This is a genomic window from Lentzea sp. NPDC051838, assembly GCF_040681245.1.
In the GTDB taxonomy this organism is placed as follows: Bacteria; Actinomycetota; Actinomycetes; order Mycobacteriales; family Pseudonocardiaceae; genus Lentzea.
Map to the genome: position 1 here is coordinate 369,656 of NZ_JBFAYI010000002.1, position 12,213 is coordinate 381,868.

General features: G+C 66.2%; 13 protein-coding genes. 9 read left to right on the forward strand and 4 right to left on the reverse strand.

Annotation, left to right across the window (positions count from 1 at the left end; translation table 11 throughout):
* Positions 1–79 precede the first annotated feature (79 nt).
* Positions 80–277: a ferredoxin gene (locus AB0M24_RS07630; RefSeq protein ID WP_363762261.1), complete on the forward strand. Its 198-nt coding sequence runs from the start codon at positions 80–82 to the stop codon at positions 275–277.
* Positions 274–1,458, forward strand: a complete 1,185-nt coding sequence (locus tag AB0M24_RS07635; protein ID WP_363762263.1) for an FAD-dependent oxidoreductase — start codon at positions 274–276, stop codon at positions 1,456–1,458. Before AB0M24_RS07630 ends, AB0M24_RS07635 begins: the two co-directional genes overlap by 4 nt.
* A 254-nt stretch (positions 1,459–1,712) precedes the next feature.
* Here AB0M24_RS07635 and AB0M24_RS07640 read toward each other — a convergent pair whose 3' ends face one another.
* Both AB0M24_RS07640 and AB0M24_RS07645 read right to left on the reverse strand, forming a co-directional pair.
* Positions 1,713–2,642, reverse strand: coding sequence for an alpha/beta hydrolase (locus AB0M24_RS07640; protein WP_363762265.1), 930 nt, complete (start codon positions 2,640–2,642; stop codon positions 1,713–1,715).
* Positions 2,643–2,802: 160 nt separating this feature from the next.
* Positions 2,803–4,155, reverse strand: a complete 1,353-nt coding sequence (locus AB0M24_RS07645; protein ID WP_363762267.1) for an MFS transporter — start codon at positions 4,153–4,155, stop codon at positions 2,803–2,805.
* Between the two features lie 133 nt (positions 4,156–4,288).
* Here AB0M24_RS07645 and AB0M24_RS07650 point away from each other — a divergent pair, with 133 nt between their 5' ends.
* The 6 genes from AB0M24_RS07650 to AB0M24_RS07675 are packed head-to-tail and all read left to right on the forward strand — an operon-like array spanning position 4,289 to position 8,885.
* Positions 4,289–4,519: a lipoyl domain-containing protein gene (locus AB0M24_RS07650; protein ID WP_363762269.1), complete on the forward strand. Its 231-nt coding sequence runs from the start codon at positions 4,289–4,291 to the stop codon at positions 4,517–4,519.
* A 24-nt stretch (positions 4,520–4,543) separates the two neighbouring features.
* On the forward strand, positions 4,544–5,548 hold the full coding sequence (locus AB0M24_RS07655; protein WP_363762271.1) for a transketolase C-terminal domain-containing protein: 1,005 nt from the start codon (positions 4,544–4,546) through the stop codon (positions 5,546–5,548).
* 4 nt (positions 5,549–5,552) lie between these two features.
* Positions 5,553–6,911: an aromatic ring-hydroxylating dioxygenase subunit alpha gene (locus tag AB0M24_RS07660; RefSeq protein WP_363762273.1), complete on the forward strand. Its 1,359-nt coding sequence runs from the start codon at positions 5,553–5,555 to the stop codon at positions 6,909–6,911.
* Positions 6,908–7,252 (forward strand): 2Fe-2S iron-sulfur cluster-binding protein, encoded by a 345-nt coding sequence (locus tag AB0M24_RS07665; RefSeq protein WP_363762275.1) that lies wholly within the window; start codon positions 6,908–6,910, stop codon positions 7,250–7,252. The genes AB0M24_RS07660 and AB0M24_RS07665 overlap by 4 nt, the downstream gene beginning before the upstream one ends.
* The gene (locus tag AB0M24_RS07670) at positions 7,231–7,926 is read left to right on the forward strand and encodes a 2-oxo acid dehydrogenase subunit E2 (protein WP_363762277.1); all 696 of its coding nucleotides are present in this window, start codon (positions 7,231–7,233) and stop codon (positions 7,924–7,926) included. The genes AB0M24_RS07665 and AB0M24_RS07670 overlap by 22 nt, the downstream gene beginning before the upstream one ends.
* On the forward strand, positions 7,923–8,885 hold the full coding sequence (locus AB0M24_RS07675) for a thiamine pyrophosphate-dependent dehydrogenase E1 component subunit alpha (protein WP_363762279.1): 963 nt from the start codon (positions 7,923–7,925) through the stop codon (positions 8,883–8,885). Before AB0M24_RS07670 ends, AB0M24_RS07675 begins: the two co-directional genes overlap by 4 nt.
* A 60-nt stretch (positions 8,886–8,945) precedes the next feature.
* Here AB0M24_RS07675 and AB0M24_RS07680 read toward each other — a convergent pair whose 3' ends face one another.
* Entirely contained in the window at positions 8,946–9,839 is an 894-nt protein-coding gene (locus AB0M24_RS07680) for an SDR family NAD(P)-dependent oxidoreductase (RefSeq protein ID WP_363762281.1), read from the reverse strand.
* A 389-nt stretch (positions 9,840–10,228) separates the two neighbouring features.
* Here AB0M24_RS07680 and AB0M24_RS07685 point away from each other — a divergent pair, with 389 nt between their 5' ends.
* Positions 10,229–11,278, forward strand: a complete 1,050-nt coding sequence (locus tag AB0M24_RS07685; RefSeq protein ID WP_363762283.1) for a cytochrome P450 — start codon at positions 10,229–10,231, stop codon at positions 11,276–11,278.
* On the opposite strand, the gene AB0M24_RS07690 is transcribed toward AB0M24_RS07685, so the two are convergent.
* Positions 11,268–12,176 (reverse strand): TIGR03564 family F420-dependent LLM class oxidoreductase, encoded by a 909-nt coding sequence (locus AB0M24_RS07690; RefSeq protein ID WP_363762285.1) that lies wholly within the window; start codon positions 12,174–12,176, stop codon positions 11,268–11,270. The genes AB0M24_RS07685 and AB0M24_RS07690 overlap by 11 nt on opposite strands.
* Positions 12,177–12,213: the final 37 nt, after the last annotated feature.

Sequence of the window (12,213 nt, forward strand, 5' to 3'; positions counted from 1 at the left end):
TCATTTGTCGAGGGCCGCGAACGAGGATGCGTCAGGGGAGCCACGGAGTCAACGCGTGTTCTTCCGTGAGGAGTGGGAAATGCAGGTTGCAGTCGATGTTCCGAAGTGTGTGGCATCAGGCCAGTGCGTACTGATCGCGCCCGAGGTGTTCGACCAGCGGGACGAGGACGGGATGGTGGTGTTGCTGGAGGAGAACCCGCCACCTGAGCACCACGCCGGCGTGCGCGAGTCCGCTCTGGTGTGCCCGGCCGCCGCGATCCGGGTGACAGAGCAGTGAACCGCGTGGTCGTCGTCGGCGCGTCGGTCGGCGGGTTCGCGACTGCGGAAGCGTTGCGGGGACTCGGCTTCCGTGGCCGGATCACCCTGATCGGCGAGGAGGCGTACCTTCCGTACGATCGTCCGCCGTTGTCCAAGCAGGTGCTCACCGGCGAGTTCGCCCCGCACGAGGTCTTGCTGCGCCCGGCGGAACGGATGGACGCCCTGGAGCTGGAACTGGAGCTGGGTGTGGCCGCTACCGGCCTCGACGTCGAGTCGCGTGTGCTGCGGGTCGCCAACGGTCCGGTTCTGTACGACGCGCTGGTAGTGGCGACCGGAGTCAGGCCGCACCCCTTCCCGGGCGCGGAAGGCGTGCGCGGCGTCCACTTCGTACGGACGTTGGAAGACGCGCTGGCATTGAAGGAGAACCTACGTCCCGGTCGACGACTGGTCGTCGTCGGGGCTGGGTTCGTCGGCGCGGAGGTGGCGGCCGTGGCGCGAGGTCTCGGCGTCGAGGTGACCGTGTTCGAGCCGGAGGAGACCCCAATGGGCCGGGTGCTCGGCCCGGTCGTCGGCGCGACGCTGGCGGATGTGCACCGCGCCCGCGGCGTCGACCTGCGCACAGGCGTCGTGGTGCGGGAGGTGCTGAGCTTCGGCGGTCAGGTGCTTGGCGTGCAGTTGATGGACGGCACCGAGGTCCCCGCAGACGTCGTGGTGGTCGCGATCGGGTGCACACCGAACGTCGAGTGGTTGCGCGACAGCGGACTTCGTCTGTCGGACGGCTTGTCCTGCGACGAGTTCTGCGAGGCGGCGCCGGGCGTGTACGGCGTTGGCGACGTGGCTCGGTGGCACAATCCTCTGTTCGGCTATTCGATGAGGGTTGAGCACCGCACTAACGCCGCAGAGCAGGCTTTCGCGGTCGCCCGCAACCTGGTCGACCCCGAGGCACGCCAGCCGTTCGCGCCGGTGCCGTACTTCTGGTCGGACCAATACGACCTGAAGATCCAATCCTATGGCCATCTTCGCGACCACGACGAGGTCGTGGTGGTCGAGGGAGACCTGCGCAGCCGCCGTTTCGTAGCTGCCTACCGCAAGGGCGATCACCTGGCCGCGGTGGTCGCCGTGAACGCCAACCCGAAGACGCTGCGCTCGTGGCGCGCGGCTCTGGCCGCTCGTCAACAGTGGCAGGACATCGCGGCTTGAAGTCGTCGAGGGGGTCTCTTTCAACGCTGACAACGATACGCGGCGCCGGCGACGCCAGCCTGCTCGCACGCGGCCCGGAGTAGCAGACACGGAGGTCGCCCAAAGTGCTCGGCCGGATTCGATTCGGTCGAGCACTTTCGCTTGCCCCGGCTGTGAAGAGTGAGGTCGTATCGGCGCGTGGCGCGAATGTGAACGCATACGACAACGTGTCCGACCACCTCCTGAACGGGGGTCGGACACGTTGTCGTTCGAGGTCAGTTCGTTGCGCGCGTGTGTGCGGTGAAGTGACGTGCCGCCGCGTCAGTGGCAGTCTTCACCGGCTCCGGCTGGTCGTAGAAGTCGAACTGCGTCACGTTGTCGAGCCACACCTGCTCGATGCGCCCGGAGGCCTTCGCCACGAACTCGCGCACGCTCTCCGGGCTCGCTCCCGCGTCGCTGTGCATCACGAGGACCGGAAGATCGAGGAGGGAAGCCGACGCCTGTGCGTCGTACTCCAGCCATTTGTCCCAGGAGGTGGGGTTGAAGGTGTTGTCCCACTCGGGGACCGCCCCGCGCTCCGGGTTGGAGTAGTAGTCACCGCCGGGAACGGCCGGCGCCTGGTCGTCTGCGGGCGGAACGGACGGTACGAGGACCTCTCGGCCGGTGCGGACGAACTGCTCGTGCGCCTCAGCGGAACCCTTCCGCAGCGCCTCGACTCCGGCTTCTCCGCCGATGGTGGCCACCACCGTCTCTTTGCTGGGTAGGGCGGGGGCGACCAGCGCGATGGACGAGAACAGCGACGTCTTCGTGGCGGCGGTCGCGAGGTAGGCGGCGCTCGCACAGACGCCGAGACCGGAGAGCGCCGAGCGGTCGGCGTCGGGCCGGGTGGCCAGGAACTCTGCCGCGGCCTCGATGTCCTCGGCCTTCGCGAACGGGTCCTCCATGGAACGGGGGCTGCCGCCGCTGGCGCCCCACGAACGGAAGTCGAAGGTCAGCGCGAGGAAACCTCGCTTGGCCATCTCGCTCGCGTAGAGCGCGGCCATCTGCTCCTTCACCGTGCCCCAGGCGCCGGTCACGACTACCGCAGGCAGGGGACCGGCGGCTTCAGACGCGGGGTGGTACAGGTTCCCCGTCAATTCCACGCCTGCGGACGTGAACACGACCTGCTCGACACGCACTTCCTGCTTGCCTTCCGTGGAAGCCATCAGCTCTATTCCTCACCTTTGGGGATCGTCTGCCGTGTCCCTGAATTGGAAACCGTAATTCACTCTATCTCTGGTTGCCCGGCGTCCCGCGCTCTCTGTGAGACAACACTCGGCCGAGTAAGGAAAGAAATCACCATGTGGAGAGCAGGGAAATGATCGATCACATCGTGACTCTGGAGCGATCGAGGGCGTAACTCGAACGGGTGGCCGAAATCATCACCACGGCGATACCGCAGGCCGCAGCCGCACCCCAGAACGCGTTCAACGGAACTTCCGTGATCGCCACTGCCGCGCTCGCGGCGGAAATGCCGATCGACCGCACGAGGGCGTTGATCCCGTTGGCGGACGTTGTGTGAGTGACGGGGACCTCACGCATGATCAAGGCCGGCATCGCTCCGAACGCCAGAGAAGCGCCTGCGGAGACGAGCAGTGATCCCGCGATGATCCATCCGATGTCGTGGTCGAGCCAGATCCGGAGGACGTAGGCCGCTCCCATGGACAACGCGCCGACGATGAATGTCACGTGCGCCCCGCGCCGGCGGGTGACCCAAGCGGACAACGGCGCGGCCGCGCCGAACGCCACCGAGGTCGGCGCCATCAGCAGTCCGACGGTCGCAGGGTCGAGCCCGAGCGGCGGCGACTGCAGGAGGTGCGTGGTGACCAGCGGATCGACGAACATCCCAAATCCGGCGAAGGCGGTTGCGATGTTCACGAACAGAACGGCGGGTCGTGCCGCCACTCTGAGGTCCACCAGCGAATCAGCGGTGCGGAGCTGCAGTGGAATCCAGACCCCGATCGCCAGGATGCCGGCGGCCGAGCAGCAGAGCGTGGCGGCCAGGCCCCACTGGGTGCTTTTGGTCAACGCGAGCAACAGCGCAACGAGGGCGACTGACAGGAGCGCTGCGCCAAGCAGGTCGAACCTCCCGTCGCTGCGGATCGTGGTGCTGGGCACGACGCCTGCGGCGAAGGCCAGCGCGACCATCCCGCCTCCGGCCGTGATCCAGAACAGGACCCGCCAGTCGGCGTGCTGGACCACCAGGCCCGCGAGCGGTAGCGCCGCGCTTCCCCCAAGCGCGAGCGTGGCGCTCATGAGTGCCACGCCCATGGGCATCCGATCAGCGGGCAGCACGTCTCGCATGATCGACATCCCGATCGGGATGAGTGCCACCCCTACTCCCTGCAAGGCACGTGCGGCGATCCCGCCCGCCAGGTCGTGGGTGAGTGCGCCGAGCAGCGAGCCGGTGATCATGACCACCAGGCACCACAGCATCACGGTCTTCTTGCCGTACATGTCGGCCAGTCGGGAAGCGACCGGGTTGGTGATCGCCGCGGCGAGCAACGTCGCGGTGACCAACCACGACACGTTGTCGGCCGAGGTGCCGAGCAGGTGTGGCAGATCGGGCAAGACCGGTACGAGGATCGTCTGCTGCATCGCGGACACGGTGCCTCCGAAACACAGTGCCGCGACTGTGGCCGAAGCCCCTGAAACAGGCGCAGATCGCCTTTTGTTCATATTGTGACCGCCCTTCCCTGTCTAATTCACGATGTGACATAAATGGTGTGCGGAAGCGAGTCTTTGACAATCTTGGGATCCTCGATACAGTGGGGCAATACCCGGCAGTGCTTTGTTGAGAAAGGCACACTTCATGGGTTCACCCATAACTGTCCCAAAGCTCGGCTGGACGATGGAGGAAGGCGTTCTCATCGACTGGCTGGTGGCGGACGGCGCTGAGGTCGCCGCAGGGGATCCGTTGTACCTACTTGACAACGACAAGGTCGAGAACGAGATCGCGGCCTCTGCCAGCGGTGTCGTTCGGCAGACGGGGGTCGCGGGCGAGACGTACCCCGTCGGCGCCCAAATCGGCACGATCGAGTAATGGACGAACCGAGAAGGAGGCCGGATGAGCGGCGCAGCTCAACGGCGAGACATCAATTTCGTGCGAGCCGTCAACCTCGCGATGCACGACGCGCTCGAGGTAGATCCTGATGTCTTCCTGATAGGCGAGGACATCGCCGACGAGGAAGACGGCGGCATCTGGAAGGCGACCGCTGGACTGTCCTCCAAGTTCGGCACGGCGCGAGTGCGGTCGACACCGATCGCGGAAGAGGGCTTCGTCGCGGCGGCGATCGGTGCTGCGCAGGCAGGTCTGCGCCCTGTTGCCGAGGTGATGCTGATGGGTTTCATCACCCTCGCGATGGACGCGATCCACAACACCGCGGCGAAGTGGCGGTACATGACCGCCGGACGCGGTTCCGTGCCGATCACCATCCGGACGCTCGCCGGGGCGGGCAGCGGTATCGGGGCACAGCACTGCGACCAACTCGAAGGGTGGTTCGCTGCGAGCCCCGGGTTGAAGGTCGTGCAGCCCTCCGACCCGCTCGAGGCGTACGGCCTGCTCACCTCGTCGATCTTCGACGACGACCCGGTGATCTTCGTCGAGCAGTCGGCGCTGACCGGACGCCCGCTGCGCATGCCGGCACCCGCACCAGGCACTCGCATTCCGCTGGGCAAGGCCAACGTCAGCCGGACGGGCACGGACGTGTCCGTGATCGGCTACGGGGCTCAGATCGCGGACGCGCTCATCGTGGCGGAGGAACTGGCGGCAGAAGGTGTCTCGGTAGAGGTCGTCGACCTGCGGACCATCGCCCCGTTCGATGCAGAGACGGTTCTGACGTCTGTAGCGAAAACCGGGCGCGCGGTGATTGTGCACGAGGCTCGCACGTTGTTCGGGCCGTCCGCGGAGATCGCCGCGCAGATCTACCGGGAGTTGTTCGGCCAGCTCGAAGCACCTGTCGAGCGCGTCGGAGCGCCGTTCACACCTGTACCCGCGAGCAAACCGCTCGAGAACAAGTACATGGTCGGACCGGCGGAGATCAAGGCCGCGATCCAGCAGACGGTGGGGTGATGTGATGACCGTGACGCACGAACGCTATGCGGAGTCCGCCTTGGTCAGCAAGGACAGGTACGTCTCCCGGGAATGGCTCGGCAAGGAGTACGAGCGGCTCTGGCCGAACGTCTGGCAGATGGCCTGCCGACTCGAACAGATCCCGAACTCCGGTGACTTCTACGAGTACCAGATCGGCAGGCAGTCGATCCTCGTGGTGCGTGAGGACGAGGACACCATCAGGGCGTTCCACAACGCCTGCCCGCACCGGGCGACCCGGATCTGTTCCGGCACGGGCAACACCGAGACGGAGCTCCGTTGTCCGTTTCACGGCTGGGCCTGGAACCTGGACGGCTCGGTGCTGGAGATCCCCGACGCCGACGACTTCGCGCCCGAGAGCTTGTCACGCAAGGAGATCCGGCTCTCCCCGGTGCACGTCGGCGTGTGGGGCGGCTTCGTGTTCGTGACCACCGCCGAGGAGCCGGAGCCGTTGCTCGAGTTCCTCGGCCCTGTGGTGGACGGACTCGCACCGTTCGAAGTGGACAAGATGCGCTTGATCCGCTTCCGGACCACGGTCATGGACTGCAACTGGAAGGTCGGCCTGGCGGCGTTCAACGAGGCGTACCACGTGGAGGCCACGCACGGCTGGGACCTGAGCGGCTACGCGTCAGGGCGCATCCCGAAGCTCGCCGAACGACCTGATCTGCGCGACGCGCAGGGACGTACACCAGGTGCCTACCAGTTCTCCTACGAGGCCTTCGAGACGCACAACAAGATGCGCAATGTACCCGAGTCGTACGTCGCGAGCCCGACCTTCGGCTCGTTGGGCGATCCGAAGACCATCGCGCTGCAGATGATCGAGATGAACAGGTCGATCGGTCTGGCGCACCAGGATGACGTCGACTACGTCGATGCGATGGTGGACGTCCCTGCGGACGTGCCATCACAGGTGTTCATGACCGATGTTCGCCGCAAGGTCGGTGCCGCGGGCGGGGTGGACTACTCGCACCTGGCCGACGAGGACATGCTGTCCGCGATCGACTACTGCGTCTACCCGAACCTCGTCGGCCCGATCAGCGCGGGAAACTGGATCCTGTTCCGGTTCCGCCCCAACGGAGACGATCCGGACACCTGCTTCTTCGACGTGATGTTCTTGCACCGGTTCGGCGACGGCGAGACCGTGCCGGCCGTCGAGCACGAGTTCTACCCCCGGTGGCAGGACCACGACGGCTGGGGTCCGATCATCGGGCAGGACCTGGCGAACATGGGACACGTGCAGGCAGGGCTGCACCAGACGTCCTTCACGGGGCTGCGGCTCAACCGCCAGGAAATGGGCGTGCGCAACTTCGAGAAGTTCGTCGACCGGCACGTCCTCGGCGCATGACGAAGATCCGCGTGCTGCCTCTCGACGTCGAGATCACCGTCCATTCCGGAGAGTCCATGATGGCCGCCGCCCAGCGGGAGGGTTACTTCTGGCCGACCCGCTGCCGTGGTCAGGCCTTGTGCACGGCCTGCCTGTTCGAGGTGGTCTCCGGTGATTTCGACCAGGCGGCCACGCTTGAGCTGGAAGCACTGGAATCGCTCAGCTCCTTCCAGGCCAGGCGACCGGGACTGCTGCGTCTCGGCTGCCAAGCCCGGCCGACCGGCTCGGCCACCATCCTCAAGCGGGGCATGAAGCCCGCCGACACAGAGAGAAATCCCGGATGGACAGTCCTGCCGACGTGACACTTGTCGCGCACTCCACGATCCGCCGCCGCATCGCCCGCCACATGGTCGAGGCGAGCGCCGCGGCGGCACACGCCTACGCCATGATCGACGTGGACTACAGCACCGTGGCGGAGGTGCGGAGACGGCGGAAGCTGAGCTATCTGCCGTTCGTCACCCGAGCCGTGGCCATCGGGATCGAGCAGTACCCGTACCTCAACGGCAGGTTCACCGACCACGGGCTGGAGGTGGCGCACGAGGTCCGGATGGGCATAGCGGTTGACCTGAACTTCCAAGGGCTGATCGTGCCCGTGATCTCGCACGCCGAGAAGTTGTCGGTGCCCGAATTCGCTGTTGAGATCAAGGAACTGGCGGCCAGGGCACACGCGGGAAAGCTGCGGAACGAGAACATCACCGGCGGCACCGTCACTGTGTCCAATCCAGGACCGTATGGTGCCCGCCGCACTTTGCCGATCATCAACCACCCGCAGGTGGCGATCCTGACGGTCGACGCCGTCGAGCCCCGGCCCGCCGTGGACGGCGACTCGGTCGTGGTGCGGCCGATCGGAAACCTGACGCTGGCGTGGGACCACCGCGCGTTCGACGGGGCCTACGCCACGAGTGCGCTGGCCGCGATCCGCACCACGCTCCAGTCCCACGACTGGGAAACCGAGTTCGAAGGGGTACCCGCATGACGATCACACCTGGGCACCTGCGCGAGGTGTACGAGATCTCCACCTTCGCCAAGCAGCTGGACGACAAGGTCCAGCAGCTGCTGATGGGCGGCACCATCACGACGACGTGGTTCTCCTGGCGTGGCTCGGAGCTGCTGGGCGCGGTGATCGGCAAGTCGATGCGCCCGGACGACTACCTCGTCGCTTACTACCGCGACGGCATGTCGCAGATGGCGAAGGGCTTTCCGGTCAAGCTGCTGTTCGCCGAGGCGCTGGGCAAGGTCACCGGTAGTCAACGCGGCAAGTCCGGGTGGGTGCACTCGGTGCATCCGGAATCCGGCGTCGTGATGAACTCGGGAGTGGTCGGTGGGCAGTTGCCGATCGCGGCAGGGTGGGCGTTGTCGTCGGTCCTGCGCGGCGACGGGAAGGTGACGGTGTGCAACTTCGGTGACGGCGCCACCAACGAGGGCGCTTTCCACGAAGCGCTGACTCTGGCATCGCTGTGGCAACTGCCCGTGGTCTTCGTGTGTCACAACAACCTCTACGCCGAGCACACCTCGTTCCGGAAGATGTCTCCGGTGGAGAGGGTGGCCGATCGGGCGTGCGCGTACAACGTCCCCAGCGTGGTGGTCGACGGTGACGATGTCCCCGCCACGTGGCAGGCACTCAGCTCCGCGATAGACCTCGCGCGCAGTGGTGGTGGTCCGACCCTGGTCGAGGCGATGACCTACCGGTTCCGCGGCCACACCCGCTACGACACGATGGCCTACATCTCGCCGGACGAGATCAAGTCCCGGGTGGAGAGCGACCCCGTGCTCGGCTTCCGGCAGTGGCTGATCGAGCAAGGCCACGCCAGTCAGGACGAACTGGCCGAAGTGGACGCTCGCGCGGCCGAGGAGGTCGAGGAGGCGTGGGAGTTCGCCCGTGACAGCGACTTCCCGGAGGTCGACGAGCTCTACACCGACGTCCTGGCGTCCTGATCGCGGCTGGTGTGGGGAGAAGGTTCGCACTCGCCCCCACACCAGCCGTTCCACAACCGGTCAGTCCAGCGGAACGGCGTCGATCCGGGCCTGGTGTTCCGCCATCCACGAAATCGTGTCCACGGGAACGTACGCCTTGGACTCGTCCATGATCTGGGCCCAGTGCCCGGCGACGTCTTCCGGCGTCAGGTTGGTGGACGGGTGGACGTAGCCCTCGGTCTCCGACACGAACAACCGCGCGTGCCTGCGGCCACCGCTGAGGAAGGTCTCACCGTTGACGGGACAGGACTCGTGGCTCAGGAGCAGCACCATGGGGGAGACCAGTCCGGTGTCGGTGTCGAGACCGGCGGCCAGCCTGGTCGCGGCGACCGGTGCGATGTTGTTGACCTTGATGCCGTGCTGCGAGCCGGTGACCGCGAGTCCGCGGGCGAGGCCGAACACCCCGCCCTTCGCGGTGCCGTAAGCCAGAAGCGCCGGGGCACCGAGAATGCCGTGCGACGTCGTCATGACGATCCGGCCGTAGCCCGCCTCGACCATGTGCGGCCAGCACTCCCTGGTGACGTTGAAGCTGCCACCCACGTGAACGGCGAAGTAGCGGCTCATCTCGTCGGCGTCGACCTCGGGAAACTCGCTCGGCGTCCAGAAGCCGGCATTGTTGATCAGAACGTCGATCCGGCCGTACATGTCGATCGCCGTGCGGACGAGCCGTGCGGCGCCGGTCGTGGAGGCCACGTCGGACGTGTCCGCCACCGCCTCGCCGCCGGCGTCGCGGATCAACGCGGCCACCTCCTCGGCAGGGCCGGCATCGCTGCCGAGGCCCGAGCTCGCACCGCCGAGGTCGTTGACGACTACCCTGGCTCCGCGCTCAGCCAGCAGCAGCGCGTGCGCTTTGCCGATACCTCGCCCAGCCCCGGTGACGATGGCCACGCGGCCGCTGAAATCAATTTGCTCCATTGAGCACCCCAATGTTCTGAGTGGAATTCGGAGTCGAGTCAACCGTTTTATGGAGATTGCGTCAACTCTTGTCATGATGGGATCACATTGTGATTCTGTTGGGGTGCGAACTGTTGTCCTGTGATCCCAAGGAGTCTATCGAGGCATCATTTGATTATTCTGTCTGCGCTGGTGAGGGTGTTTTGATGAGCTGCTAGCGTGGTGAATGCACCAGTTCTTCCGCCTTGAGGAGGGGTCTTATGTCCACAGATGGAAGCGGCATTCCGATTCTGTCGATGGAGCGCGAGAAGGATGCGCCGCTCGATCCTCCAAGTCAATATGCGCGATTTCGGCACGAGGCACCGCTCACCCGGATCGCGATCGAGGAAGGAGGCCCTTACGCCTGGCTGGTGACTCGCTGGGAAGACGCGCGCACGGTGCTGGCCCACGCCGCCACCACAACGGACATGTCGAAGCCCGGCTACCCCACGCGCGTGCCGATGCAGATGCCGCGCGGGTTCTTCGTGTTCCAGGACGATCCAGTCCACAGCATGTTCCGCAAGGTGCTGACGCGTGAGTTCATGGTCAAGCGCATCGAGGCGTTGCGGGAACCCACCACCCGGATCTTCGGTGAGCTGCTGGACGGGATGATGGACAGGGGGTCTGAGGCCGACTTCGTCGAGGACGTGGCGCTTCCCCTGCCGTCGCTCGTGATCAGCGAAATGCTCGGCGTGCCCTACGAAGACCACCGGTTCTTCCAGGAGCACTCCAAAGTGATGATCGACATGGCGGCGAGCGGCGAGCAGAAGATGGTGGCTCAGCAGGCGCTCGGTGACTACCTCGAGGAGCTGGTCGCGCAGCGCCGTGCGAAACCGGCGGACGATCTGATCTCGCGACTGGGCGAGCAGGTCGACGCGGGAACGTTCTCCGCGCGCGACGCGGCCGACGTGGGCGCGTTCCTCTTGTTCGCCGGGCACGAGACCACGGCGAACATGATCGGGCTCGGGGTGCTCGCGCTGCTGGCGAACCGCGACCAAGTGCCGCTGTTGTACGCGGGCAAGGCTGAGCTGGCGAACTCCATCGAGGAGTTGTTGCGCTACCTGACGATCGCGCAGTCGGGTCTGGTCAGGTTGGCCGTCGAGGACATCGAGGTCGACGGCATGACCATTCGCGCAGGCGAGGGAGTGATCATCATGCTCAACGCCGCCAATCGCGACAAGTCGATGTTCCCGGGCGCCGATGACCTGGACCTGACGCGGTCCAACGCTCGCCAGCACGTCGCTTTCGGATACGGCATCCACCAGTGCCTTGGTCAGCCGCTGGCCCGGATGGAGCTGCAGGTCGTGCTTCCCGAGGTGTTCCGGCGGCTGCCCGGTCTGCGCGTTGCCGAAGGCAGGGAAGTCACCTACAAGCCCACCGCCGCCGCGTACGGACCGGCCCACATGCCTGTCAGCTGGTGATCTGCCGGCGAGCGAGCTGAGCGAACAGCTCGACGGTCCGCGCTTGATCCGCAGGCGGGCCCACGGGGAAGATGGCGAGTTCCGTCGCGCCCGCCTCGGCGAAGCGGGACACCGTCTTGATGACGGTGTCCTCGTCTCCGCCGAGAAGGGTGTCCTCGGGGCCCGCGGATCCCTGCCGTTCGAGCAAGGCACGGAAGGTGGGCAGCGTGGAGGCCTGCTGGAAGTTCTCCCTGACGAACGCGCGTGCGCTGTCGAGATCCGCTGTCACCGAGGCGAGCAGACCCACGGCGATCCGCGGCTCTGCTCGGCCTGCTGCCGCTCGGGTGACGGTGGGAACGACGACCTCGCCGACGAACTCCGGGGTCGTCCACATGGTGAGCGCTCCGTCGGCGAGTTCGCCGGCGAGAGCGAGCATCCGCGGCCCGTTCGCGCCGAGCAGGAGTGAAGGTGCGGTCGTGCCGGGGGCGGTGACCCCGCCGGCCGCCTTGATCTGTCCGGTGTGGATGTTCACCTCGTCGCCGTGCAGCACCGGCGCCAGGATGTCGAGCACCTGCCTCGCGTGCCGCACCGGAGACTGCCACTCTATCCCGTATCGGCCTTGCACCACCGGGGCGTGGCTCGGGCCGACACCGAGGGTCAGCCGTTCACCGGTGGCGGCGTGGGTGGTGAGTGCCTGTGCAGCGAGGGCGAGTGGGTGCCGCGGGTACGTCCCGACGACGGAGGTGGCCAGCTCGATTCCCGGTGCGCGTCCGCCCAGCGCGGCGAACACGGTCAGGGGGTCCCAGCCGCCGTGCTCGCCCAGCCAGAACCGGTGGAACCCCTGCGCCGCAGCGCGTTCGACCTCCTCGAGCAAGTCGGGAATTGTCGCACTGCCGTAGCTGGAGATTCCGATCTGCATGCCGTCAAGCAAACCGTCCGCCTGGACTCGGGAACAA

Coding starts and splice junctions, on each gene's coding strand:
- AB0M24_RS07680 (WP_363762281.1), bottom strand. CDS start 9,839: ATGGAGCAAATTGATTTCAGCGGCCGCGTGGCCATCGTCACCGGGGCT.
- AB0M24_RS07665 (WP_363762275.1), top strand. CDS start 6,908: ATGACGAAGATCCGCGTGCTGCCTCTCGACGTCGAGATCACCGTCCAT.
- AB0M24_RS07640 (WP_363762265.1), bottom strand. CDS start 2,642: ATGGCTTCCACGGAAGGCAAGCAGGAAGTGCGTGTCGAGCAGGTCGTG.
- AB0M24_RS07670 (WP_363762277.1), top strand. CDS start 7,231: ATGGACAGTCCTGCCGACGTGACACTTGTCGCGCACTCCACGATCCGC.
- AB0M24_RS07650 (WP_363762269.1), top strand. CDS start 4,289: ATGGGTTCACCCATAACTGTCCCAAAGCTCGGCTGGACGATGGAGGAA.
- AB0M24_RS07690 (WP_363762285.1), bottom strand. CDS start 12,176: ATGCAGATCGGAATCTCCAGCTACGGCAGTGCGACAATTCCCGACTTG.
- AB0M24_RS07645 (WP_363762267.1), bottom strand. CDS start 4,155: ATGAACAAAAGGCGATCTGCGCCTGTTTCAGGGGCTTCGGCCACAGTC.
- AB0M24_RS07655 (WP_363762271.1), top strand. CDS start 4,544: ATGAGCGGCGCAGCTCAACGGCGAGACATCAATTTCGTGCGAGCCGTC.
- AB0M24_RS07675 (WP_363762279.1), top strand. CDS start 7,923: ATGACGATCACACCTGGGCACCTGCGCGAGGTGTACGAGATCTCCACC.
- AB0M24_RS07630 (WP_363762261.1), top strand. CDS start 80: ATGCAGGTTGCAGTCGATGTTCCGAAGTGTGTGGCATCAGGCCAGTGC.
- AB0M24_RS07660 (WP_363762273.1), top strand. CDS start 5,553: ATGACCGTGACGCACGAACGCTATGCGGAGTCCGCCTTGGTCAGCAAG.